Genomic DNA, 23,657 nt, shown 5'->3' on the forward strand with positions numbered 1-23,657 from the left:
CGGGGGCTCGGTCACTCCCCGTCGCCGAGCGCGGACTCGCCGACCGGGTCGTGGCCCTCGATGCGCTCGAGCCCGCCCATGTACGGCCGGAGCGCCTCCGGAACCGTGACGGTGCCGTCGGGGTTCTGGTAGTACTCCAGGATCGCGACCACGACGCGGGGCACGGCGAGGCCGGAGCCGTTGAGCGTGTGGAGGAACTCCGCGGACTCGTGGTGCTCCTCGCGGTAGCGGATGCCCGCGCGGCGGGCCTGGAAGTCGCCGAAGTTGGAGACGCTCGAGACCTCGAGCCATCGCCCGCCGCGGTCGGGGCCGTCGGGCATGTCGTCGCCGGGCGCCCACACCTCGACGTCGTACTTCTTCCGTTGGGTGAACCCGAGATCGCCGGTACACATCTCGAGGATCCGGTAGGGCAACCCGAGCCGCTGGAGGACCGCCTCGGCCTCCGAGAGGAGCCCCTCGAAGCGCTCGTCGCTTCGTTCCGGACGGACGAAGTTGACCATCTCGACCTTGTTGAACTGGTGAACGCGGACGATCCCGCGGGTCTCGGTGCCGTGTTCGCCCGCCTCCTGTCTGAAGTTGGGCGAGTAGGCCTGGTACTTGAGCGGGAGGTCCTCCGCGAGGAGGATCTCGTCGCGATGGAGGTTCGTGACGGGGACCTCGGCGGTGGGGAGCAGCCAGAGGTCCTCCTCGTCGTAGGGTTCGTCGTTCGACCCCTCGACCCGGTAGGCGTCCTCCGTGAACTTCGGGAGCTGGCCGGTCCCCTGCATCGATCGGCTGTTGACGGGGATCGGCGGGAAGACGTCGTGATAGCCCTGATCGCGGTGCAGCTCGAGCATGAACTGCACGAGGGCGTGTTCGAGCCGGGCGCCCTCGCCCTTCGCGAAGTAGTAGCCGCCGCCGCTCACCTTGGCGCCGCGATCGAAGTCGAGGATCTCGAGCTGCTCGCCCAGCTCGTAGTGGGGTATCACCTCCCCGGGAAGGTCCCTGAGGTCGTCGAACAGCTCGCGGCGGCGCTCGACGTTCTCGGACTCGTCGGCGCCGACCGGGACCGAGTCGTCGGGGATCTGCGGGAGGGTCAAAAGCGCCTCCTCCAGATCGTCCTCGAGCGCGGTCGCGCGTTCCTCGACCTCCTGGAGCTCAGATTTGAGCGCCTGGGAGCGCTCGATGGCCTCCTGGGCCGCCTCCTCCTCGCCGTCGGCCTTCAGCTGGCCGATCCGCGAGGAGACCTCGTTGCGCTCGTGACGGAGGTCGTCGCCGCGGGATTTGAGTTCTCGCCACTCCGCGTCGATCTCGAGGATCCGATCGAGGTCGACGTCGACCCCCTTGTGCTCGAGGGCCTCGCGGACCGTCTCCGGGTTCTCACGAACGAACTGTCGCGACAGCATTTACGTGGGGTTTTTGCGGGGCACCCAAAACCGTATCGGAGCGACCGCGGGGGGTCCTCTCACTCGGCGGGGATGGCGCCGGACACCTCGAACCGCGCACCGCCGTCGGCGTCGTCGACGATCTCGATCGACCAGCCGTGCGCCTCGACGATGCTTTCGACGATCGCGAGTCCGATCCCGATCCCCTCCGATCCGGTCGTGTGTCCGGCCTCGAAAACGGTCTCGCGTTCCGACTCGGGGATCCCCGGTCCGTCGTCGGCGACGTAGAAACCGTCCCCGTCGTGGAGTGGTCCGACGTGGATGATGACGCCGTCGCGCTGCTCGTCGGCGTCCTCGCGAGTTCTCGAGCAAGGGCTCGCCGAACCGTGTTCGATCGAGTTTCGAAACAGGTTCTCGAAAACCCCCCGAATCCGATCCGGGTCGGCATGGAACCGGAAGTCGTCGTCCACGTGAAGCGTCGACTCGGACGTTTCGACCGTCTCGAAACACCGTTCGGCGAGCGCCGACAGCCGGACGGGCTCGGTCTCCTCGACGTCACGTCCCTCGCGAGCCACGGCGAGGACTGAGGAGATGATCGCCTCGATCCGATCGAGCGAGCGCGCGGCGATCCGGAGGTTCTCCTCGTCCGCTCGTTCGCGTTCCATGTCGATCCGCCCCTGTGCGACGTTCAGGGGGTTTCGGAGGTCGTGAGAGAGGACGTCGGCGAACTCCTCCAGCCGTTCGATCCGCGCCGCCGCGTGGTCGCGTTCGATCTCGCGTGCGAGCATCCGCGCCAGCAGTTCCGCGAACGTCGTCTCCGCGGGGGTAAACGGATCGGGGCGCGGATCGGTGGAGACGAAACAGACCGTGCCGTAGAGCTCTCCGTCGACGACGAGGGTGGTGCCGTGATAACAGTGGAGTCCGTGCTCCTCGAAGGACCGCTCGCGTGCCTCCCTCGCGTCGTATCCGAAGGTCGACTCGAACGCCGGATTGACGTCGACGACGACCGGATCGCCGCCCTCGAAGGCGACCTGCGTGACGGGTTCGGAGGTGTTCTCGAAGAGCGCCTCGAGTCGCGACTTCTCGACCGCGAGCTCCTCGCGACGGCGCCGCTGGCGATCGCTGTAGATCCCGACGACGATCCCGCCGAGGATCGCCGCGGCCGAAAGCTGTGCGGCGATGATCCGCGGTTTGATCCGGCCCTGTTGCTGCTGGAAGAGGTACACCCAGGAGGAGAGGATCAACACTCCCGCGAGGCTCGCGACGATCCACCGCAGAACCGTGGTCGATCGGATCCGATCGGAGACGGTCCCCAGCCAGAGGCCGATGGCGACGATCGCGGCGCTCAACAGATAGGGAACGCTGTTCTCCAACAGGGTGAACCAGAGCCGATCCCCCTCGATCACGACGTCCTGATAGACGTCGAAGGTGAAGATGCTCGCGAGGAGAAGCCCGAGCGAGGCTACAACCGCGGCGGCAAGCGGCTGTACGGCGTCCGTTCGGTCCATCGGTGTCCGTTCTTCCTCGTTCAAGATGGGCGGCGATTGTAGTCCTTTCGACGTGGTTTCACGGCGTTTCAACGGCTCCCGCGGTCAGGCGAACGCGCCCGCGACGAGCAGCGGGAAGACGAGCGTGGCCTCGGCCTCTATCTGGGTGTAGTTCGTCTCCGCGTCGTCCTTGATCTTCCCCCAGGAGACGGCCTCGTCGGGCGGCGCACCCGAGAGGGAGCCGTCGCCCTCCATGCCGGTCGAGATGTAGATCGCGTGGTCGGCGCCGCCGCGAAAGAGGTTCGTCATGATGGCGTGGTGTTTCGGCACGCCGCCGCCGACGGCGATCAGGCCGGTGGTGTCGGAGAGCAGGCCGTCCTCGATCAGCGAGTCGTAGTCGTCGAGGATCTCGATGCCGACCTCCGAGTCGTACCCCTGCCGGTAGTAGTAGAGGAAGTTGCCGACCTCCGCGTCGGTGAGGGCGGGACAGTATACCGGCACGTCGTTGTCGGCGGCCTGTTTCAACACGGAGTCCTCGTCGTCGAGCGTCTCGCCGATCTCGCGGGCGAAGGCGGTCGGCGTCCGGACCTTCTCCTCGGCGAAGAAGTCGTCGAAGAAGTCGTAGAGGTACTCCTCGAGCCAGACGTAGCGGTCGGAGGGGACGAAGATGTTGCCGAGCCGGTTGATCCCCCGCTCGCGAAGCTCGCCCTCGTCGACGTCCCACTCGCCCATCTTGAAGGGTTTGGCCGTCTTGATCACGTCCTCGGTGAGCGAGCCAGAGGTCGTGATGATCACGTCGACGTAGCCCTCGCGGACGAGGTAGGCCACCGTCTCGCGGAGCCCCGAGGAGACGATGTTCGAGGTGAAGGTGAGGTAGATCGTCGCGTCCTCCTCGCGCATCCGTCTCGCGATCTCGATCCCCTCGGCCAGGTGGGTGGCCTGAAATCCGGTGGTCGCGTACGTCTCGAGCAGGTCGTCGACGTCGAGTTCGCCGCGGAAGTCCGGACCGCGAACGTCCGGGGTCGAAAGCTCCTCCTCGCTGCCCGGCAGGACGTTGTCCCGGGTTTCGTCGTCCGGGGAGCCGCCGGCCGAGGCGTCGTCGTCGTTCATACCGTGTGATGCGTCCCGATCGGTTTGAACCGCTCGGAATGGCCTCGCCGTGACGACGGCTCTCGAGGGGAGCGGGCCCGAACGCCGCGGTCAGTCGCTTTGATACTCCTTCTCGAAGCCGCGGAACTCGGTCCGGTGGGCCTCCTCGTCGGCGAGCAGCGTCACGGCCAGGTCCTCCGTGACCGGGTCGTCAGCCGCCTCGGCGGCGTCGATCAGGTCGCGGTAGGTGTCGATGGCGCCCTCCTCGGCGTCGAGGACGCCGCGGATCACGGAGAGGACGTCCGTCGAGTCGGCGGGAGGCTGCAGGGAGTCCTGCCTGGCGGTGAACTCCGCGGATCCCGGCGGCCGCGCGTCGAGCTGTTTGAGCCGCTGGCCGAGCTGTTCGGCGTGGCCGAGCTCCTCCTGGATGTCCGTCTGGAGGCTCTCTTTGATCTCCTCGGCGCGCACGCCGTCGAGGACGATCGCGTTCGTCTGGTAGTTCATCACGGTCTCGATCTCGTCGCCGTACGCCTTCCGAAGCAGGTCGATCACGCGGTCGTCGGACATGACGTCTCGAGGTACTCCCGCCACGGTAATGGGTGTTCTGGCACCCGGCGAGTTCGAGCGCGATTCGCACCGATTGGGGATCAACGTGGTACATTTATGTACCGCGACGTATCCACGAACATGGACCGCCGTCAGTATCTACGCTCCCTTGCGGCCTCCGGCGCCGCCGCCACCGCTGCCACCGCCGGCTGTCTCGGCATGGTTCCCGGCACGGGCAACGAGAACACCGTCCTCGGACCGCCCGAACGGGATCTGAGCGAGTCCGTCCATCCGAGCTACGGCGACGAACTTCCGGCCGTCAGCCTGCCGGATCCGATCGCGGACGAGGCGGTTTCGACCGAGGATCTCGAGGGCGAGCGGGCCGTGTTGATGACCTTCTTCTACACGAACTGTCCCGACGGCGTTTGCCCCGCCCTCATCCTTCGACTCCGGCGTGCACAGGCGGTCGCGGCCGAGGAGGGATACGGCGACGACGCCGCCTTCCTCGCGGTCACCTTCGATCCGGAGCGGGACACGGCCGACGTCCTCCACGAGTACGCGGGCCAACAGGGCGTGAACCTCGAGGTGGGCAACTGGCACTTCCTGCGGCCGGAGAGCTACGAGGCGGGACAAACCCTCATCGAGGAGGAGTTCGGTCTGAAGATCGAGAAGGCCCCCGCGGACGACTACGAGAACCTGGAGTACCAGTTTCCCCACTACGGGCTCATCCTGCTCGCGAATCGGCGCGGATACGTCGAACGCGCCTACCCGAACGGACCGAACGTGGACGTCGAGACCGTCGTGAACGACTTCGAACGGGTGGTGAACGGGTAGGATGCGACGCCGGGACCTCCTCGCCGGGATCGCGAGCGTCGGTGCGCTCGGCGGCGCCGGCCTCCTCGCGACCGGGACCGCGCCGGCGATGCTCGGAGGATCGGACGTCGAGCCCGTGGACCCGGTGACGATAGAGACGATCGAGGCGCCGGGGAGCCGCGACGGCGAGGTCACGATCCCCGCGCCGGACCGGACCACGTTCGTCGACTTCTTCGGGACGTGGTGTCCCCCCTGTATCGAGCAGATGCCCGCCCTCGGCGAGGCGAGCGATCGGGTCGGCGAGAACGTCCTCTTCGTCTCGGTCACCACCGAGGCGGTCGGCCGGTCGGTGACCGAGGGGGAGGTCGCCGACTGGTGGCGCGAACACGACGGCGACTGGCTCGTCGGCGCCGATCCGACCGCGGAGCTCGCCTCCAAGCTCGACGTCGGTGGCTATCCGACCGCCGTCGTCATCGACGACACCGGCCGCGTTCGCTGGTCTGACTCGGGCGTTCACACGGCTGATGCGCTCGTAGAACGGATCGAGAGCGCCCGGAACCGATGACCGACGCGACGCTCGCGGCGAACCTCCCGTTCGCGATCACCGCGGGCGTGGCGACGTTCTTCTCGCCGTGCGCCTATCCGCTTTTACCGGGGTACGTCGGCTTCTACGTGAACCAGGTCGAGGCGGACGAGGCCTCGGTCGGCGGCGCCGGGATCCGAGGCGTCGCCGCGGGAGCGGGCGTGCTCGCCACCTTCGCGATCCTCGCCGGAGCGACCGTGCGGATCGGAAACGCGACGCTCTCGAACATCACGATCTTCGAGTCGCTCGTCGGGGGGCTGCTCGTCGTCTTCGGACTGCTCGTCGCGGCGGGTCGTGCTCCCTCCGTCTCCGTTCCCCTGCCGAAGCGGCGGTCGAGCGTGCTCGGATTCGGTCTCTTCGGGGCGGGATACGCGCTCGCCGGAGCGGGGTGTGTCGCTCCGATATTCCTCGCGGTCGTCGCTCGAGCGATCGCCTTGCCGGGCGACGTCGCGGTCCTCCTGCTCGGAGTCTACGCCGGCGTCGTCGCCGTCTTGATGGTCGCCACCACCGTTGCGACCGGGGTCGGGCTGTTGTCGAACGCCGGCCGGCTCGTGGCCTACTCCGCTCGACTGAAACAGCTCGCGGGCGTCGTGATGGTGTTCGCGGGGATCGGACAGCTCTACTTGTCGCTCGTCGTCTACTGACGACCCGATCGAACGATCTCCGGACGAACGCTCATCCAGCCGGCCGCCTGGCCGGAGCAGGCGTCTACTCGTCGACGAGTTCGATCTCGGTGGGCGTCTCGTGCTGGAGGTTGTCGCCGACCGGACAGCGCTGCTCGACGGCCTCGAGCCACTCGCGGAGCTCCTCGTCGTCGGCGTCGGTCTCCGCGTCGATCTCCACGCGGACCTCCTGATACCCGGCTCGTACGTCGTCGGAAGCGCCCTTGAACCCGCGCGGATCGAGATCGCCCTCGATCGAGATGTCGAGGGAGTCGATCGTGATGTCGCGCTCTCGCGCGACCAGGTTGGCGACGACGTTGAGACAGCCGGCCCACGAGCCGAGCAGGTACTCGACCGGGTTCGGCCCCTCGTCGGTCCCGCCGAGCGGCTCCGGCTCGTCGACGACGAACTCGAAATCACGGACCTCGACGGCGGTCCTCGTGGAACTCTCGCTTCGTGCCTCGACCGCGAACTGGTGGAGATTCTCCGTCTCGCTCATCGATGTCCGATCGGCGCTCCGGCGCGATAAAACGCACACACGACGGGGAAACTGGCCGGGAACTGTGACGGGGAACTCGGACGGGATGACGCGAAAAAGCGGGACGAACCCTGATCGACCGTCACACGCGGCGGCGCGTGATGGAGCGGTCCACCACTCCTCAGTCGCCGGAAATCCCCTGGACCTCTCCGGGGTTCGTGATCTCTATGCCACCCGAGAGTTCCGTATTGGGGTACGGCATGTCGATCCCCTCGCTATCGAAGCGTCGTTTGACCGCCTCGACGAATCGTGCACGCACTGCCCCGTAGCCGCTCTCGGACGGGTCGATCCAGATCCGCCCTTGGAGCACGACGGCCGAGTCGCCGAGTCCCGTGACGGGCGCCGTGGGGGCGGGTTCCGAAAGCACGTCGTCGATGGCTCCACCTTCGTCGATGATGGTCTCCCGCGCCCGTTCGATGTCGTCGTCGTACCCGATGCCGAAATCGACCGAAACCCGGCGGTGATCGTTTTCCACGTTGTTGATCACCGCGGCATTAGCGAGCGCGCTGTTCGGAACGGTGACCAGCTGGTTGTCGAACGTGTCCAGTTTCGTCACCCGCAGGTGGATGTCCCGGACCACGCCGCCGTTCCCGTCCCACTCGATCCAGTCGCCGACGGTGAACGGTTCATCCTGAATGATGAACACGCCGGCGACGAAGTTGGCGATGAGGTCTCGGGCGGCGAAGCCGACCGCGAGCGCGAGCGCACCGGCGAGGGTTGCAAACGCCGCGAGGACGACGCCGAAGCCGGCGACCGTCGCGGCGAGCGCCACCGACACGACGCCGACTACCACGACGGTCGTGTTGACCACCAGCCCGACGAGCGTCTCGTCGAAGTCCCGCCGCCTGAGGCTGCGTTCGACCGCTCGGGTCACGAAGTACTTCCCGAGCAGGTAGATGACGGCGAACACGACGACGAACAACACGACCGTCGTGACCGCACCCACGAGTGCCGGAACGTACTGTTGTGGATCGAGGGAAACCCCCTGTTGAAGTGGTATCATGTCTCAATGGGGGTTCTCCTGATGATGACTTAACCATTTACCACGTGACGAGCCAAGAGAAAGCGCCCGGGAGAGCGTTAATCAACCCCGGAAACGCCCGATCTGAACGGACGGTGAACGCCGTTCTTCAGATGACGCGGTTCTGCAGGTAGTCGAGGTGTTTCGCGTTGTAGACGATCTTGACCTCGTCGGCGGCCGGGCTGCCGATGCAGGTCAGACGGACGTTCTTCTCCTCGACCTCCTCGTCCGAGAGGATCTGTTGCATGTCCATTTCGATCTCGCCCTCCTTGAGAATGGACGCGCAGTTCGCACACGCGCCGGCGCGGCAGGAGAACGGCCAGTCGTACCCCTGCGCCTCGGCGGCTTCGAGGATGTACTCGCCCTGGTTGACCTCGAGGGACCCGTAGTCCTCGTCGTCGAGTCCGGCGTCGGCCGCCTTCTCGAAGAGGTCGTCGTCGTCGACCGACCAGCCCTGGTCGTCGAGCGTCTCGTAGTTGAGGTATTCTACTGTGGGCATCACCGTTCGTTTCACCACCCACCTCATTAGGCTTTGCTGTTCGGTACGAATGACGCCGCGATCGCCGAAACGTGTTCGGGTGTCGCTTTATCACGGATATCCGTGCCCGATCGACCGATTTCGCTACAGCGAGGGAACCGCGAGGAAGACGAGGTAGGAGCCGACCGTGGCGGCGACCGGAACCGCGTTCTGTAACAAGATCACGCGCGCGGTCGTCGTCGGCTCGTAGAGGTCGGCGACGTTGATCGACCCGTCCTCGTCGTCGATCGCCCCGGGTGCGTCCCCGCTCTCGACGGGCGCGCCGATCTCCGCCGGCCGCTCCGTCGGCGTCTCGGGAAGGCGATCGAGGCGGGTGGCGCGCCCCCAACCGAGCCCGACGATGCTCATCGTCGCGATCACGACGAACGAGGCGGGGATCCCGAGCCCCGAGAGCCCGACGACGAGGACGGACGTCACGAGCGAGACCACGAGCGCGGCGGTGAGCGGCAGTTCCGTCAGGTCGTTGCCCATCGTCTCGAGGGTCCGTCGGCCGAGGGTGAACGCCCCGATGCCCATCGCGAAGGCGGCCAACAGCACGCCGGCGTTCATCGAGAGATCGCCGCTCCCGACGAGGGGGGCGACCGCGTTGGCCACGTTCGAGGCGCCCGCCGAGAACGCGTTGAGACACGCGATCGCGATCACGATCCCGGCGCCGACGACCTCCCGTCTCGTCGCGCCGGCCGCGACCTGGATCGTCGGAATTCGCCCCGATCGGTCGATGTGCGCCGGAGGGCCCTCCGAGCGGTCGATCGCGAGCTTCGCCGCGAGCCGATCGTACCAGTAGCGCCCGACGACCGCGCTCACCCAGAAGCCGACGATCGGGGCGACGAGCCACCAGGCGACGATCTCGAGCGCGATCCCCTGGTTCAGGGTTCCGCGGGCGATCCCGAGGCCGGCGATCGAGCCGACCGCGGTCATCGACGTCGAGGCGGGGACCCCGAAGACGTTCGAGACGAACAGCGCGCCGCCGACGAAGAACAGCACCACGATGGACGTCCGCAGGGTGAACGGGTTCCCGCTCAGGAGTCCGGCGCCGAGGGTGTCGACGACGCGGCGGCCGATGGTCCAACCGCCGAAGAGGACGAATATCGACATGAGCCCCCCGGCGACGACCTTGGAGACCAGCTCGCTGCCGACGGCCGGGCCGAACGCGACCCCGGTCCCCGATCCGCCGATGTTGACGCCGACGAAGGCGGCGACCACGATCCCGACGGCGAGTAACACCAGTTCCGACACGCGTGATGCTACCGGACCCGAGCATATAAGCCCGTTCGAGTCGGTCTCGGGAACGAGTCGCGTCGGCTCCCGACCGCGGTCGACCGGCCGACTTTTCCCCGATCGACTCCCACCGGCGGACATGGCCACGGAGTTCGACCCCGAGAAGTTCGAGGACAAGTACGCGAACTACTTCACGGAGCTGCAACGCGCCTACAAGAACGCCTTCGAGTACATGAACGAGCGGTACGACTCCGAGCTGATCCACGGGATCGACCAGCAGGTGCTCAACGAGTCCGAGCCGTTCTACGAGGACGGCGAGTTCGTCGTCGAGCTGCCCGAGAACCCTCGCGATCGGCTACAGGGCGTGCTCGTCGACGACGAGAAGTTCGATGAGACGCTCGGGATCTACGTCTCGCGCATCGAATCGGAGCTGCACCGCGTCTTCGGGGTCGAACAGCCCGAGAACTGACGAACCTGAGCACGGATCACGGTCGGATCGATCCGAACCAAAGGCATAAGCCGATTCGCGGCCAACCCGGTGACATGAGCACGGAAACGGCGGAGACGGACGACGACCTGCGAGACCGGATCACGAACTTCCTGCGGCGGAACTTCCCGCAGATCCAGATGCACGGCGGCGACGCCGCGATCAGCCACCTCGACCGCGAGAGCGGCGAGGTTCACATCCAGCTCGGCGGCGCCTGTTCCGGCTGCGGCATCTCGCCGATGACGATCCAGGCGATCAAGTCCCGAATGGTGAAGGAGATCCCCGAGATCGACACGGTCCACGCCGACACCGGCATGGGCTCCGGCGCCGACGGCGACCTGGGCGGCACGGGAGGCGGCGGCATGTCCCCCTCGTTCCCCGGCGAGACGTCCGACGACGGCGGCGAGGACGACGAGGGGCCGCAGGCTCCGTTCTGAGTCGGTTCGCGTCGACCGACCCGCTGGCAGCGTCCGTTTTTCCGTTCCCTTCGTTTGGCGTGAGTCCGATCGATGCGGATCCGGCGTGGGATCTGCGTTCGGAGATCACGTCCCCGATCGTCAATAGACCAGTTCCCCGGAGATGAACTTCCGGGTCCGCTCGTCGTGAGGGTCCTCGAAGACCTGCTCGGTCGGCCCCATCTCCGCGATCGACTCGCCGAGCAGCACCGCCGCCCGATCGGCGACCCGTTCGGCTTGATGCATGTCGTGGGTGGCGAGGACGATGCCGATCCCGCGGTCGCGTGCCGCGGCGATCGCCTCCTCGATGGCGGCCGTGTTTCGGGGATCGAGATCCGAGGTGGGCTCATCGAGGAGCAGGACGTCCGGGTCGTAGGCCATCGCCCGGGCGAACGAGACGCGCTGAGCCTCGCCGCCCGACAGCGAGTCGGCCTCCCGGTCGAGTTCGTCGCTCAACCCGACGATCGACAGGGACTCCTCGACCGCGTCGGCCGTCCCGTTCGACGCGACGACCGAGGCGAGCGATCCGCGAAGTCGATCCCGCCACGACGAGCGGACTCGGAGCCCGTAGGCCACGTTTCGAGCCACGGAAGCGTCGAAGAGGTTCGCCTCCTGGGAGACCATCCCGACCCGTCGTCGAAGCCGGAGCCGCTCGCCGTTGTCGAGGGCCCACGCGTCGGTCCCGTCGAGTTCGATCGTCCCCTCGTTCGGCTCCTCCGCCAGCGCGAGCAGCCGGAGCAGGGTCGACTTCCCGACGCCGGAGGGGCCGATCACGGCGAGCACTTCGCCCGAGCCGACGTCGAGGGATAGGTCCCGGAGGACGGTCTCCCCCCCGTAGGTTCTGGAGACGCCGACGGCGCGAAGCGTCATCGCTGAACCCCCCCGTCGCCGAGTCGGATCACGATCCCGTTGACGACCAGGACGAGAACCACGAGCACGGCGCCGAGGACCATGGCCGTCTCGTAGCGGCCCTGGCGGGCCTCGAGCTGGATCGCGGTGGTGAGCGTGCGGGTCTTCGAGACGCCGCCCGAGCCGGCGATGTTGCCGCCGACGATGAGGACCGATCCGACCTCGCTTATCGCGCGGCCGAACCCGGCGAGCACCGCGGTCGCGATGCCGTATCGGGCCTCCTTGATCGTGACGAGCGCGACGTCGAGTCGAGTCCCGCCGAGCACGTGTGCCGCGTCGCGAACGCCGCGGTCGACGCCGTCGATCGCCGCGAGGCTGATCGCCGTGATCGGCGGCGTCGCGAGGACGAACTGCGACAGGATCATCGCCTCCTTGGTGAAGACCAGTTCGAGCTCGCCGAGCGGTCCCTGGTTCGAAACGAGGAACAGAACCACCAGGCCGACGACGACGCTCGGAAAGCCCATCCCGGTGTTGATGGCGGCCGTCAGGAGCCGTTTCCCTGGAAAGTCGTTGAACCCGACGAGGAGCGCGATCGGCAGGCTCGCTGCGGCGCTCGCGAGGACTGCAACCCCGCTCACGTACAGCGAGACGCCGATGATGCTTCGAACGTAGACCGGCTCGAAGGGAAATCCGGCCGGCAGCAGGAACGTCGGCGGCGTCACGAGCGTCGCGGTCGATTCGATCGGCACGGTCAGTTATCGGACGCGTTCCCGCTCCACCCTTCCGGAACGTACTGCTGGAAGTCCGGATCCTCGGAGAGCGCACGGGGGAAAAACAGCTGTTCGCCGTTGGCCTCGTAGTTCGAGATCAGCTCCTGTGCCTCCGGACTCGTGACGTACCCGATGTAGGCCATCGCGAGGTCGTAGTTGACGTTCTCGTGGATCGCCGGGTTCACGGCGAGGATGCCGTAGGGGTTCGAGAGGAGTTCGGGTCCGCCCTCGATCGGTCCCTGGACGAGGATCTCGAGATCGATCTCCGACCGCTGTGAGAGATACGTCCCGCGATCGGCGAGCGTGTAGCCGTCCGCCTCGTTCGCGATGTTGAGCACCTCGCCCATCCCCTGTCCGGTCTCGCGGTACCAGTCGCCGCCCGGATCGGTTCCGGCCGCCTCCCAGATCGCGAGCTCCTTCGTGTGCGTCCCGGAGTTGTCCCCTCGGGAGATGAAGGGAGCCTCGGAGTCGGCGATCGCGGCGAAGGCGTCGGTGGCCGACTCCATCCCCGAGATCCCGGCCGGATCCGATCCGGGGCCGACGATCACGAAGTCGTTGAACATCAGGTCCCGACGGTTCACGCCGTAGCCCTCGCGCATGAACTCGTCCTCCAGCGACCGCGCGTGAACCATGACGACGTCCGAATCGCCGTTTCGGGCCGTCTCCAGCGCGGCACCGGTGCCCTGTGCCACCGAGTCGACGGTCACCCCGTACATCTCCTCGAAGGGGGCGTTGAGCTCGCTCAACAGACCTGTGTCGTACGTGCTCGTGGTCGTCGTCAGCGTGAGCGTCTCGCCGGACACGCCGGCGGCCTGCTCTTCGGATCCGGACGGAGCGCCCGCACAGCCTGCGATCCCGATCGACAATCCACCTGCGGCCGCGGCGAGGAGTTCCCGTCGTTGCATCGTATACGATACAACGCTATCCGGCAACGTACTTAGTCCTTTCCGGATCGGTGAAACCGTTCGAAGTTACGGTCGAGACATCCGGGCGTCGTTCCGGCGCGGGCCCGGACCGAAGGCGTGTTCACGCTCGAGCCCCAACCCCACCACAATGAGCCAACAGGAACGGTATCCGTTCGACGTCGAGTCGATACGTGCCGAGTTCCCGATCCTGAAGCGGCACGTCGGCGGGGACGCGACGACGCCCGGCGAGGGCCCCGGCGACGAGACGCCGCTCGTCTACCTCGACAACGCGGCGACGACCCACACGCCGGAGCCGGTCGTCGAGACGATCGCGGACTACTACCGCGGGTACAACGCGAACGTCCACCGCGGCATCCACCAGCTGAGCCAGGAGGCCTCCGTCGCCTACGAGGAGGCCCACGACCGCGTGGCGGAGTTCGTCGGGGCCGAGGGGCGCGAGGAGATCGTCTTCACCAAGAACACGACCGAGGCGGAGAACCTCGTCGCGTACGCGTGGGGCCTTCGGGAGCTCGGGCCCGAGGACAACGTCGTCCTGACGGAGATGGAACACCACTCCTCGCTCGTCACCTGGCAGCAGATCGGCAAGCGGACCGGCGCCGAGGTCCGATTCATCGCGGTCGAGGAGGACGGGACCCTGGACATGGATCACGCCGCCGAGTGCATCGACGACGCGACCGCGATGGTCTCCGCGGTCCACGTCTCGAACGCGCTCGCAACGATCAACCCCGTTCGCGAGCTGGCGGACCTCGCACACGACCACGACGCGTACGTCTTCGTCGACGGCGCCCAGTCGGTCCCGACGCGTCCGGTCGACGTCGACGACCTCGGCGCCGACTTCCTCGCGTTCTCCGCCCACAAGATGTGCGGTCCGACCGGCATCGGCGCGCTCTACGGCCGCGAGGAGATCCTCGACGCGATGGGGCCGTTCAACTATGGCGGCGACATGATCCGCCGGGTGAGCTACGAGGAGACCACCTTCGAGGACCTCCCCTGGAAGTTCGAGGCCGGAACCCCGTCCATCGCCCAGGGGATCGCCTTCGCGGCCGCGATCGACTTCGTCGAGGACATCGGCATGGAGAACGTGCGCGCCCACGAGGACTTGCTGGCCGCCTACGCCTACGACCGGCTGAGCGAGTTCGACGACGTGACCATCTACGGCCCGCCCGGCGATCGTCGCGGCGGACTCGTCTCGTTCAACGTCGACGGCGTCCACGCCCACGACCTCTCGAGCATCCTCAACGACTTCGGCGTCGCGATCCGCGCCGGCGACCACTGCACCCAGCCCCTCCACGACAAGCTCGGCGTCTCCTCGACCGCCCGCGCGTCCTTTTACGTCTACAACACCCTCGAGGAGATCGACACGCTGGTCGAGGCGATCGACGAGGCGCGCGAACTCTTCGCCTGAGCGGCGCGACCGCGCTATTCGACGCGGCCGTGTCGACACAACGGAGGGGATTTCGACCGATCGCGGCACGTTCACCCACGCTGCGGAACGCTTTTCCCCCCGAGTCGGCTACCGTGAGACAGCATGGGACTGGGCTCGGACATGTACCGACAGCAGATCCTCGATCACTACAAGAACCCCAGAAACTACGGGGAGATGGAGGATCCGGACATCACGCACGTCGGCGAGAACCCCTCGTGTGGGGACACGATCCGGATGGACATCCGGCTCGCGGACGACGGCGAGACGATCGAGTACGTCAGCTTCACCGGCGACGGGTGTGCCATCTCGATGGCCTCCGCGAGCATGCTCTCCGAGCGGCTCGCCGGGATGACGATCGAGGAGCTCGAGGAGCTCGACACCGACGACGTCACGGAGATGCTCGGCGTCGACATCTCGCCGATGCGCGTGAAGTGTGCGGTGCTTGGCCGGCAGGTCGCCCAGGACGGCGTGAAGATCGAGCGGGGCGAACTCGACGTCGATCGAACGAAGACCGAGGACTGAGCGCGGACGACGGCACGAACGACCGCGACGCGACCGACCCTCCGCGACCAACCCCCGAGGCCTTCCGCGACCGACCGCTCCCGTCGAACGTGGGGTTCACCCGAGCCCGCCGAGCTTTTGCGGGTCGACCCCGTGTACCGATGTATGAGCGAGGAGTTCGACAAGGAGGCCGAACGCGAGAAGCTTCGAGAGAAGTACGAGCGTGACCGCAAGAAGCGCGAACACACCCAGCACATGTCCGAGCTGCTGTTGAAGGGTGCCACGATGACGAACAGCCACTGTGACGCCTGTGGGGATCCCATCTTTCGCCACGACGGCCGGGAGTTCTGCCCGACGTGTGCCCGCGAGGATGCCGCAGAGGAGACCGGAGCCGAGATCGACGCGGGCGCGGAAACCACCACGAACGGGGCCGGATCGAACCCGGAGTCCACGGCGGCCGGGTCGGCGACGAACGCGGATCCGGCTGACCCGAGCCCGCCGGACGAACACACGGTGGATGCGGGTTCGCCGGAGGAACACACGGCGAACGCGAACACGGCGAACGCGGCGGACGCGAACACGGACGCGCCGACGGCCAACGGAAGCGCTGAGCGGAACGTCGTCGAGGGGCGACCCACGCCCGAACGCGCGGCACCGTCGGAACCGGCCGGGACGAACGCCCCGAGCCGACCCGCGAGCGATGCGATCCGAAGCGAGGGGGACCCACGAGCCGGCCACAGGGAGACGAACCCGGACCCCTCGGAGGATCTGCGCGCCGCCCGCGAATCGCTGTCGCGGACCGTCCGCCGCTTCGCGGAGGCGGCGGAGCGGGCGGACGGACCGCGCCGCGCCCGGGAGGACCTCGAGGCCGCACGCGAGGCGGCGGAGGCCCTCTCCGCGCTCGACCGGTGAGCCCGTCCGGGCCAGCATCCGGCGTCGATCGCGGAACCACCGCTCGGTGGTGAACGCGAGTCCACCGCTCGGCGGCGATCGAGAACGCTTCCACGTCGCGGTTTGCACGACCCTTTTAAGTTGACGGTGGTTCTCCATCCGACATGGAGTGGAGTCGCGAGTGGGTGACCGTCCGGGCGTCGATCGTCTTGACGTTCGCCGTCGCGGTGTTTTCGATCCTCGTCGGGCTGCTCCACATCGCCGGCGTCGGGGTCGACGGCCCGCTGTCGGCGTACATCCCCGAGTTCGTCAGACAGGCGGTCGGGTTCACCGGGACGCTCACCGGATTCGCAATGCTCGCGAGCGGCTACGCGCTCAAACGCGGGTACCGCGTCGGGCTGTACTCGACGGCCGTGCTCCTCCCGTTGACGGCGATCCAGGGGCTGTTACAGGTCTCCGTCGTCTCGTTGCCCCTCGTCGTGTTGTCGACGGTGTCGATCCCGGCGCTCGTCGTCAACCGGGGCCGGTTCACGCGGACTTACCGGCCCTCGCCGACACAGCTTGCCGCGGGGACGGCGCTCGCGACCGCGCTGGCCTACGGGACGTTCGGCTCCTTCGCCCTGCGCGAGGAGTTCACCGGGATCGACACCCTCGTCGACGCGTTCTACTACACCGTCGTGACCGCCTCGACCGTTGGCTACGGCGACGTGACGCCGACGACCGCGATCGGCCGGATGTTCGGCGTCTCGGTGCTCGTGATCAACGTGGCCGCCTTCGCGGTCGCGCTCGGGGTCCTGTTGACGCCCGCGATCGAGGCACAACTCTCGAAGGCACTCGGAAAGATGACACAACGCCAGTTCGACCTGCTCGAAAACCACGTCCTCGTGCTCGGATACGGGGACCTGACGGAACCGATACTCGAAGAACTCACCGAACGCGGGACCACCTACGTCGTCGTCACCGACGACGAACGCGAGGCGAGCCGGTTGAGCGACCGGGACATCTCGGTCCTCGCAGCCGACCCGAGCGACGTCGCTCCTCTCGAAACCGTACGGATCGGGGACGCACGCGCCATCGTGGTCGCGACGAACGACGACGCGGCCGACGCGCTGTCGATCCTCACCGCCCGCCAGCTCAACCCCGACGTCCGGATCGTCGCCGCCGCGACCCAGCGCGAGAACGTGGACAAACTGCGCCGCGCCGGCGCGGACCACGTCATCTCGCCGGCGACGCTCGGGGGCCACCTCCTCGTCGACTCCGCGTTCGGCGCGGACTCGGAGGCCGTCGCCGACGAGATCATGGAGGAGTCGGAACCGACCGCCAAGGAATCCGTGGACGGCGGTGTTCCGGGCGGGGATGTGACCGAGGGCACAAACGGTGAGGACGCGGAGAAGTCGGAACGGTGAGACCCAACAACTCGAGGGTGGAAGCGACGATCCGACCGGCGCCGTGACCGTTCAGGTCCTCCGACGTCGTGACCGTTCAGGTCCTCCGACGTCGTGACCGTTCAGGTTCTACAGCGCCGTGACCGCTTCGAGGGTCAACTCGATCGCGCGCTCGACGTTGTCCTTCGCCTTCTCCGGCAGCTCGTCGTCGGAGTCGGCGCCCTTCTGGGTCCCCTCGACGAGGTTGCCGTCGACGGTACAGATCGCGCCGGCGCGGAGCCCCTTGCGGCGCGCGAGCGCGAAGAGTGTCGCCGCCTCCATCTCGATCGCCTGCAGGTTCGCGGCCTCCCAGTCGTCGACGAAGTCCTCGCTCTCGTTGTAGAAGGCGTCGTCGGAGACGATGGGCCCGACGTGGACGTCCTCGTCGTTCGCTCTGGCGGCGTCGACGAGCGCGGAGAGGACCTCGTAGTCGGGGACGGCCGGATACACCGCCGACTCGTAGCGCTTCGAGGTTCCCTCCTCCTTGGCGGCGCCGTTCGCGACGACCATGTCGCCGATCTCGATGTCCGACTGCAGGGCCCCGCAGGTCCCACACCGGAGGAAGGTGTCGACGCCGACCGCGGCGAGTTCCTCCACCGCGATGGCCGCGGAGGGACCGCCGATCCCCGTCGAGCAGATCGTGAGCGGGACGCCCTCGTAGCTGGCGTTGACGATCGTGTACTCGCGGTTTTCGGACACCGTCTCCGCGTCGTCACACCGATCCGCGATCCGGTCGACGCGGCCGGGATCGCCGGGGACGATCGCGACGTCGGCGACGTCCCCCTCCTCGATCAATAGATGCGGCTGTTTGGCCATGTCCGATCGTCTCCCGGACGGGAGAAAAACCGTCCGATGTGTCTCGATTGCGGTCCTCGAGTCCGGTCGCGGGTGAACGAGGAGGGGACCCTACTGCGTGTACGACGGGAGCTTCCTACAGGTCCAACAGCGTCTCGATCTCGTCGAGGTAGCTCCGGTAGACGCCGATCGCCGACTCGATCGGCTCCGGCTCGGCCATGTCGATCCCGGCCAGCCGGACCACCTCGAGCGGGTAGTCGGAGCCGCCGGCCGCGAGCATGTCGCGGTAGTCGTCGGCGGCCGGTTCGCCCTCCTCGAGGATGCGGTCGACGATCGCGGCCGCCGCCGCGATCCCCGTCGAGTACTGGTAGACGTAGAAGTCATAGTAGAAGTGCGGAATCCGTTCCCACTCGCGTTCGATCCCGCCCTCGAGCGTTGCCGGTTCGTAGAACTCGCGTTTGATGCCGCCGTACAGCTCGTCGAGAACGTCCGGGGTGAGCGCCTCGTCGTCCTCGATGCGCCCGTGGATGCGGTGTTCGAAGTCGGCGAACATCGTCTGTCGAAACAGCGTGCTTCGGAAGCGCTCGAGGTACTCGTCGAGGACGTGGGTCCGCAGCTCGTCGTCCTCGAGGGTTTCGAGCAGGTGGTGGGTGAGAAGCGTCTCGTTCACCGTCGAGGCGATCTCCGCGACGAAGATGTCGTAGCTCGCGTCGTGCCACGGCTGGGCGTCGCCGGCCAGCTCGGAGTGCATCGAGTGGCCGAGCTCGTGGGCGAGGGTGAACATCGAGGCGATGTCGTCCTGGTAGTTCATCAGGATGAACGGCTGGGTGTCGTAGGTTCCCGAGGAGAACGCCCCCGACCGCTTGCCCTCGTTCTCGTAGACGTCGACCCAGCGGCTCTCGAGCCCCTCGGCCATCCGTTCTCGATAGGGCTCGCCGAGCGGCTCGACGGCCTCTTTCACCCACTCGGCGGCCTGCTCGTACTCGACGTCCGGGCCCTCCTCGCCGGTCAACGACATGTAGAGGTCGTGGCTCCGAAGCTCGTCGACGCCGAGGGCCGACCGCTTCAACTCGGCGTGGCGATGGAGCGCGTCGATCTCGTCTCGAACCGTGTCGACGAGGGTGTCGTAGACCTCGGTCGGGACGTTCGGGCCGTCGAGCGCGGCAGCCCGGGCGGTCTCGTACCCCCGTATCTCGGCGCTCGTGACGTGTTCGCGCACGGCCTTCTCGAGGGACGTGCCGACCGTGTTCCGCACGTCCGCCCACTCGTCGTAGAACGTCTCGTGAACCGTCCGCCGGAACTCACGGTCGGGTTTCGTCTGCAGCTTCGTGAAGTTGGCTTGGGTGATCTCGACCGGCTCGCCGTCCGGCCCCTCGACGGTGCCGAAGGACATGTCCGCGTTGGTGAGCATCGAGTAGATCTCCGAGGGCGCGCTCGTGACCTCCGAGAGGTCCGCAAGCACCTCCTCGACCTCCGCCGACCGGGTGTGCGGCTTCATCCGGAGGACGTCCCGGAGGTAGTGGTCGTAGGCCTCCAGTTCCGGCTCGGCCTCGAGGAACGCCTCGAGGTCCCGCTCGGTCAGCTCCTGCAGCTCCGGCTCGAGGTACGAGATGGCGCTCGAGGCCTCCGAACGCAGCGAGGACCCCTTGGCGGCCATCGCCTGGTAGGTTCCGTTCGTCGTGTCCTCGGCGCTTCGTAGCCGGGCGTAGACCGCGACCGTGGCGACCTCGCGCATGATCTCCTCGCGAAGTTCGAGCAACTGGAGGAGGGTCTCCGGATCGTCCGTGGCGCGTCCCTCGTACTCGCGGAGCTGGTCGACGCGTCCCGCGATCGACTCGTAAGCGGCCTCCCACTCCTCGTCGGACGCGTAGACGTCCTCGATGTCCCAGCGGTACTCGGGGTCGATCTCCTCGCGTTCGGGGACCGAACTCATACGGTTCGAGACGGCGTCGTCGGCCCTAAAGGTTCCCAACCGACGCGCGTCTCGACGAATCCACTGCTGTTCGGATTCCAGGGTCAGCCGGACTCCGAGGCCCACGCCTCGAGATCGAGTACCATCACGATCGCGTCCTCGCCGTCCTGGTAGTAGCGGTTCACCCGTCGAAGCGTCTCGAACCCGTGTGAGCGGTACAGCGACTGGGCGCGCTCGTTGCCCTTGCGGACCTCGAGTTTCACGACCGAGGCGCCCTGCATCCGGAGCCTGGAGAGCCCGGCGGCGAGCAGCCGGCCGCCGAACCCCCTCCCCTGCTCGTCCGGGCGGACGGCGATGTCCTTCACGTGTCCGATGTCGCGGCCGTAGTTCGGCGTCACGTCGGCGACGACGTAGCCGACGATCGCCGAGTCCGGCTCCCGTTCGGCGACGAGGAACGCCGGCTCGCGAAGCAGCCGCTCGAAGGCGTCGTAGGGCCATGGATCCGAAAAAACCGTCCGCTCGATGCGGAAGACGGAGAGCAGATCGGCCCGGACGGCCTCCCTCACGATCACCTCGTCGGGACGGGACACGGCGGCGGTTGGGCCCGAACTCCGATAAGACCGACGACCCGTTCGAGATCGGAACGGCTCTTGAGGTGCCGTTTCCGATTTCGCTTCCAGCCCGATCAGGGTCCGGGGTGCGCTTCCGTTCTCGATCAGGTTCCGAACCGCCGCTTCCGGTTCCGAAAGTCGATGAGTGCGCGCAGGTAATCCCGCTCGCGGAAGTCGCGCCAGTTGACGTCCGTGAAGTACAGCTCCGAGTAGACCGACTGCCAGATCGCGAAGTCCGAGAGGCGTTCGGCACCGGTCTTGATCAGGAGGTCGGGCTCGGCCGGGAACACGAGCCGCTCGGAGATCGTCGACTCGTCGACGTCTTCCGGTTCGATCTCGCCGGCGTCCACGTCCGCGGCGATGTCGCGGACCGCCTCCGCGAACTCCCGTTTTCCGCCCAGTCCGATGCTCACCCGGATCGGCGCGTCCGCGCGCTCGGTGTCGGTCGGGCCCCGGATCGCAACCTCGCGTGGCGTCTCCAGATCGCGGAGTTCGCGCTCGAGCGTCGAGACGACCGCCTCGTCGAGGACCGAGACGAGCACGGTCACCCGCTCCGCGCCGTAGCGGAACGCCCACCGGAGGAACCGCTCGAGGGTGTCGTAGGCGCCCTGCTCAAGCAGGTCGCGTTCGGTGATCACGACCGCGACGTGGCCGGGGGCGTCGCCGTCGCGAAGCCGATAGCGAACCGCGAGGTAGGTGTCGTAGAGCCCCACGTGGCCCACCAGACCGTGGATGGGCAAAAACTCGCGGGTCCGGCACGTCGACCGCCGTCGACCGATAGGCGGCTCCCGACGATCGGGGGTACCGGGCGGTTCCGGCGGTGGGCGATGTCGGGAGGGTTAAGTGAGCGTCGGAGGTATCCGCGAACGTGCACTCGAGGATCCGACGTGCGGGGGGATTCGCCGCCGTAGCGTTGCTCTCGCTCCTCGCGCCCGCGCTCGGCGTGGCGGCGGCGGTCCCGTTTCTCGTCGTGGCCGGGGCGGCCGCGTTCGCGATCCGCGAGGGTCCCGCCTTCGAGCTGTTCGCGCGTCCCGGCGACAGGCGGGACCGTCGACTCAACGGTCTGGCCGGGTTCGCGCTGGCGGCGGCCGGACTCGGGCTGTTCGCGACGATCCCCCGGGTCGCGATGCCCGTCCGCGTCTACGCCGCCGCGGTGATCCTCCTCGCGGTCGGCAACCTCGGTCGACAGATCGCGCGCTCCGTGACCGACGAGGAGTTCCTCCACGCGACCGCCTTCGTCGCGGTCGGGGCCGTCGCGGGGGTCCTCGCGCAGACGGCGATCGTCCTCCAGACGGGCGGAGCGCTCGACTTCCCCCGATTCACGTTCCTGGCCGCGGTGGGCGCGCTCGCCGCGGCGCTGTTGCGTGCGATGTTGCTGGCCCGGGACGACCCGATCGTGATGATCTCGGTCGGGTTCCTGTTGTGGCTGTTCGACGCGCTCGCCGTCGGGGTGACCGTCGAGGGGATCGCGTTCGCGCTCGCGGTCACGGTCGCGCTCGGATACGTCTCCTACGCGCTCGGAACGGCATCCGTGCCGGGCATGTTGACCGGCGTCCTGTTGGGGCTTCTCACGCTCATTCTCGGTGACGTCGGGTGGTTTCTGGTCCTCATCTCGTTTTATGCGATCGGCGGACTCGCCTCGAAGTTCCGGTTCGACCGGAAGGCAGAACGCGGCGTCGCCCAGGAGAACGAGGGCGCCCGCGGAACGAGTAACGTCCTCGCCAACTCCGCCGTCGCGCTTGCGGCGGTCGTGGGGTACGCCGCGACCGTCCACCTGTCCGTCCACGGCGCGGTCTTCGCGCTGGCGTTCGCCGGCGCGGTCTCGACCGCGATGGCCGACACGCTCGCCTCCGAGATCGGCGGGCTCTACGAGCGGCCGCGGCTCGTGACGACCCTGGAGCCCGTGTCGCCGGGGACCGACGGCGCGGTCACGCTCCAGGGGGAACTCGCCGGACTGGCGGGCGCGCTGCTCGTCGGCGCGCTCGCGGCGTTCGGGATGCCGATCGGACCCGGACTCGTCGGCGGCGCCGTCGTCACGGCCGCCGGCTTCCTCGGCATGACCGTCGACAGCCTGCTCGGAGCGCTGATCGAGGGCGACCGGATCGGCAATCAGGCGGTGAACCTGCTCGCCACGCTCGCCGGGGCCATCGTCGCCGCGGCGTCCACGCCGCTCGTGATCGGATGACCGATCGCCGCAACGGCGCCCGGCGAGACCCCACGGCGGATCGCCCAGTCACCGGTGTGCGCGTGCGTCCCGTCCGAAAGTCGGACGCCGCCGCAGTGATCCGGCTCCAACGACACCTCGATCGCCCATCGCCGAATCTCCTCGGGATGGGATTGAACGCCGCGGGCGGTGCGAACGTGTTGGTCTCGACCGTACCCGAGTCCGGCCCATCGAAGCGTGGCGGCTCGACCGCCGATTCCGACGCCGCCGACCGGCCGTCCCCGGTGGCCGGCTACCTTCTCCACGTCGACGGGGGCGACAACCGACACGTGGCCGAGGTCGTCGTCGATCCGGCGAACCGCCGAACGGGACGGGGACGCGAACTCATCGAGGCGGCGATCACGGGGAGTCCGGGAACGCTGTCGGTGCTCGTGGCGGTCGAAAACGACGCGGCCCGATCGCTTTATGAGTCCTGCGGCTTCGAGGCGGCGGAACGACGGCCGAACGAGTACGGCGAGCGGGACGCGCTGTGTTATCGGTTCGATCCGGACGCCTAGATCGAGCCCGACACCTCGCTCGATCCGGAT

The 23,657-nt window shown here is 67.6% G+C and carries 26 protein-coding genes; 11 read left to right on the plus strand and 15 right to left on the minus strand.

Annotation, left to right across the window (positions count from 1 at the left end; genetic code table 11):
* Positions 1 to 11: 11 nt before the first annotated feature.
* The 4 genes from serS to ACZ5YD_RS12195 all read right to left on the minus strand — a co-directional run bounded on the left by serS (position 12) and on the right by ACZ5YD_RS12195 (position 4,507).
* Entirely contained in the window at positions 12 to 1,385 is a 1,374-nt protein-coding gene (gene serS, locus ACZ5YD_RS12180) for a serine--tRNA ligase (RefSeq protein ID WP_379744227.1), read from the minus strand.
* A gap of 59 nt (positions 1,386 to 1,444) precedes the next feature.
* Positions 1,445 to 2,872, minus strand: a complete 1,428-nt coding sequence (locus tag ACZ5YD_RS12185) for an ATP-binding protein (RefSeq protein ID WP_379744225.1) — start codon at positions 2,870 to 2,872, stop codon at positions 1,445 to 1,447.
* Positions 2,873 to 2,956: 84 nt separating this feature from the next.
* Positions 2,957 to 3,961 carry a deoxyhypusine synthase gene (locus ACZ5YD_RS12190; protein WP_379744223.1) on the minus strand — a complete coding sequence of 335 codons (1,005 nt, stop codon included), beginning with the start codon at positions 3,959 to 3,961 and terminating at the stop codon, positions 2,957 to 2,959.
* Between the two features lie 90 nt (positions 3,962 to 4,051).
* Positions 4,052 to 4,507 carry a ferritin-like domain-containing protein gene (locus tag ACZ5YD_RS12195; protein WP_379744221.1) on the minus strand — a complete coding sequence of 152 codons (456 nt, stop codon included), beginning with the start codon at positions 4,505 to 4,507 and terminating at the stop codon, positions 4,052 to 4,054.
* A 120-nt stretch (positions 4,508 to 4,627) separates the two neighbouring features.
* On the opposite strand from ACZ5YD_RS12195, the gene ACZ5YD_RS12200 reads away from it, so the two are divergent.
* The 3 genes from ACZ5YD_RS12200 to ACZ5YD_RS12210 are packed head-to-tail and all read left to right on the plus strand — an operon-like array spanning position 4,628 to position 6,526.
* On the plus strand, positions 4,628 to 5,320 hold the full coding sequence (locus tag ACZ5YD_RS12200) for an SCO family protein (protein ID WP_379745585.1): 693 nt from the start codon (positions 4,628 to 4,630) through the stop codon (positions 5,318 to 5,320).
* 1 nt (position 5,321) lies between these two features.
* Positions 5,322 to 5,864 carry a TlpA family protein disulfide reductase gene (locus ACZ5YD_RS12205; protein WP_379744219.1) on the plus strand — a complete coding sequence of 181 codons (543 nt, stop codon included), beginning with the start codon at positions 5,322 to 5,324 and terminating at the stop codon, positions 5,862 to 5,864.
* The gene (locus tag ACZ5YD_RS12210) at positions 5,861 to 6,526 is read left to right on the plus strand and encodes a cytochrome c biogenesis CcdA family protein (RefSeq protein WP_379744217.1); all 666 of its coding nucleotides are present in this window, start codon (positions 5,861 to 5,863) and stop codon (positions 6,524 to 6,526) included. Before ACZ5YD_RS12205 ends, ACZ5YD_RS12210 begins: the two co-directional genes overlap by 4 nt.
* Before the next feature lie 64 nt (positions 6,527 to 6,590).
* Here ACZ5YD_RS12210 and ACZ5YD_RS12215 read toward each other — a convergent pair whose 3' ends face one another.
* The 4 genes from ACZ5YD_RS12215 to ACZ5YD_RS12230 form a co-directional block, all read right to left on the minus strand.
* Entirely contained in the window at positions 6,591 to 7,043 is a 453-nt protein-coding gene (locus tag ACZ5YD_RS12215; protein WP_379744215.1) for an OsmC family protein, read from the minus strand.
* 160 nt (positions 7,044 to 7,203) lie between these two features.
* Positions 7,204 to 8,085: a mechanosensitive ion channel family protein gene (locus tag ACZ5YD_RS12220; protein WP_379744213.1), complete on the minus strand. Its 882-nt coding sequence runs from the start codon at positions 8,083 to 8,085 to the stop codon at positions 7,204 to 7,206.
* 127 nt (positions 8,086 to 8,212) lie between these two features.
* The gene (fer, locus tag ACZ5YD_RS12225; protein ID WP_379744211.1) at positions 8,213 to 8,602 is read right to left on the minus strand and encodes a ferredoxin Fer; all 390 of its coding nucleotides are present in this window, start codon (positions 8,600 to 8,602) and stop codon (positions 8,213 to 8,215) included.
* A gap of 123 nt (positions 8,603 to 8,725) precedes the next feature.
* Positions 8,726 to 9,877, minus strand: a complete 1,152-nt coding sequence (locus ACZ5YD_RS12230) for an inorganic phosphate transporter (protein WP_379744209.1) — start codon at positions 9,875 to 9,877, stop codon at positions 8,726 to 8,728.
* Positions 9,878 to 9,998: 121 nt separating this feature from the next.
* Here ACZ5YD_RS12230 and ACZ5YD_RS12235 point away from each other — a divergent pair, with 121 nt between their 5' ends.
* Positions 9,999 to 10,328 (plus strand): DUF5783 family protein, encoded by a 330-nt coding sequence (locus tag ACZ5YD_RS12235; RefSeq protein WP_379744207.1) that lies wholly within the window; start codon positions 9,999 to 10,001, stop codon positions 10,326 to 10,328.
* Positions 10,329 to 10,402: 74 nt separating this feature from the next.
* The gene (locus ACZ5YD_RS12240; protein WP_379744205.1) at positions 10,403 to 10,783 is read left to right on the plus strand and encodes a NifU family protein; all 381 of its coding nucleotides are present in this window, start codon (positions 10,403 to 10,405) and stop codon (positions 10,781 to 10,783) included.
* A gap of 120 nt (positions 10,784 to 10,903) precedes the next feature.
* Here the strand turns inward: ACZ5YD_RS12240 and ACZ5YD_RS12245 are convergent, their stop codons facing one another.
* Genes ACZ5YD_RS12245 through ACZ5YD_RS12255 form a run of 3 tightly spaced genes read right to left on the minus strand, consistent with a single transcriptional unit; the run spans position 10,904 to position 13,325 of the window.
* On the minus strand, positions 10,904 to 11,671 hold the full coding sequence (locus tag ACZ5YD_RS12245) for an ABC transporter ATP-binding protein (RefSeq protein ID WP_379744203.1): 768 nt from the start codon (positions 11,669 to 11,671) through the stop codon (positions 10,904 to 10,906).
* On the minus strand, positions 11,668 to 12,393 hold the full coding sequence (locus ACZ5YD_RS12250) for an ABC transporter permease (protein WP_379745582.1): 726 nt from the start codon (positions 12,391 to 12,393) through the stop codon (positions 11,668 to 11,670). Before ACZ5YD_RS12250 ends, ACZ5YD_RS12245 begins: the two co-directional genes overlap by 4 nt.
* Positions 12,394 to 12,401: 8 nt before the next feature.
* The gene (locus ACZ5YD_RS12255; RefSeq protein ID WP_379744201.1) at positions 12,402 to 13,325 is read right to left on the minus strand and encodes an ABC transporter substrate-binding protein; all 924 of its coding nucleotides are present in this window, start codon (positions 13,323 to 13,325) and stop codon (positions 12,402 to 12,404) included.
* 148 nt (positions 13,326 to 13,473) lie between these two features.
* Here ACZ5YD_RS12255 and ACZ5YD_RS12260 point away from each other — a divergent pair, with 148 nt between their 5' ends.
* From ACZ5YD_RS12260 to ACZ5YD_RS12275, 4 genes are all read left to right on the plus strand, one after another.
* On the plus strand, positions 13,474 to 14,751 hold the full coding sequence (locus ACZ5YD_RS12260) for an aminotransferase class V-fold PLP-dependent enzyme (protein WP_379744199.1): 1,278 nt from the start codon (positions 13,474 to 13,476) through the stop codon (positions 14,749 to 14,751).
* Positions 14,752 to 14,874: 123 nt separating this feature from the next.
* The gene (gene sufU / locus ACZ5YD_RS12265) at positions 14,875 to 15,294 is read left to right on the plus strand and encodes a Fe-S cluster assembly sulfur transfer protein SufU (RefSeq protein WP_379744197.1); all 420 of its coding nucleotides are present in this window, start codon (positions 14,875 to 14,877) and stop codon (positions 15,292 to 15,294) included.
* Between the two features lie 144 nt (positions 15,295 to 15,438).
* Positions 15,439 to 16,185, plus strand: coding sequence for an Sjogren's syndrome/scleroderma autoantigen 1 family protein (locus ACZ5YD_RS12270; protein ID WP_379744195.1), 747 nt, complete (start codon positions 15,439 to 15,441; stop codon positions 16,183 to 16,185).
* A gap of 143 nt (positions 16,186 to 16,328) precedes the next feature.
* Positions 16,329 to 17,570 carry an NAD-binding protein gene (locus tag ACZ5YD_RS12275; RefSeq protein ID WP_379744193.1) on the plus strand — a complete coding sequence of 414 codons (1,242 nt, stop codon included), beginning with the start codon at positions 16,329 to 16,331 and terminating at the stop codon, positions 17,568 to 17,570.
* Positions 17,571 to 17,678: 108 nt separating this feature from the next.
* On the opposite strand, the gene ACZ5YD_RS12280 is transcribed toward ACZ5YD_RS12275, so the two are convergent.
* The 4 genes from ACZ5YD_RS12280 to ACZ5YD_RS12295 form a co-directional block, all read right to left on the minus strand.
* Positions 17,679 to 18,404 carry a nucleoside phosphorylase gene (locus ACZ5YD_RS12280; protein ID WP_379744191.1) on the minus strand — a complete coding sequence of 242 codons (726 nt, stop codon included), beginning with the start codon at positions 18,402 to 18,404 and terminating at the stop codon, positions 17,679 to 17,681.
* 115 nt (positions 18,405 to 18,519) lie between these two features.
* A complete protein-coding gene (gene pepF, locus ACZ5YD_RS12285; protein WP_379744189.1) occupies positions 18,520 to 20,316 on the minus strand; it encodes an oligoendopeptidase F in 1,797 nt (598 codons plus the stop codon).
* Positions 20,317 to 20,399: 83 nt separating this feature from the next.
* Positions 20,400 to 20,885 carry a ribosomal protein S18-alanine N-acetyltransferase gene (gene rimI, locus ACZ5YD_RS12290; RefSeq protein ID WP_379744187.1) on the minus strand — a complete coding sequence of 162 codons (486 nt, stop codon included), beginning with the start codon at positions 20,883 to 20,885 and terminating at the stop codon, positions 20,400 to 20,402.
* A gap of 125 nt (positions 20,886 to 21,010) precedes the next feature.
* Positions 21,011 to 21,619: an undecaprenyl diphosphate synthase family protein gene (locus ACZ5YD_RS12295; RefSeq protein WP_379744185.1), complete on the minus strand. Its 609-nt coding sequence runs from the start codon at positions 21,617 to 21,619 to the stop codon at positions 21,011 to 21,013.
* Between the two features lie 155 nt (positions 21,620 to 21,774).
* Between ACZ5YD_RS12295 and ACZ5YD_RS12300 the strand changes: the two genes are divergently transcribed.
* Positions 21,775 to 23,091: a DUF92 domain-containing protein gene (locus tag ACZ5YD_RS12300; protein WP_379744183.1), complete on the plus strand. Its 1,317-nt coding sequence runs from the start codon at positions 21,775 to 21,777 to the stop codon at positions 23,089 to 23,091.
* Between the two features lie 95 nt (positions 23,092 to 23,186).
* Positions 23,187 to 23,627 carry a GNAT family N-acetyltransferase gene (locus ACZ5YD_RS12305; protein ID WP_379801096.1) on the plus strand — a complete coding sequence of 147 codons (441 nt, stop codon included), beginning with the start codon at positions 23,187 to 23,189 and terminating at the stop codon, positions 23,625 to 23,627.
* Positions 23,628 to 23,657: the final 30 nt, after the last annotated feature.

The organism is Halopenitus salinus, from assembly GCF_055397165.1.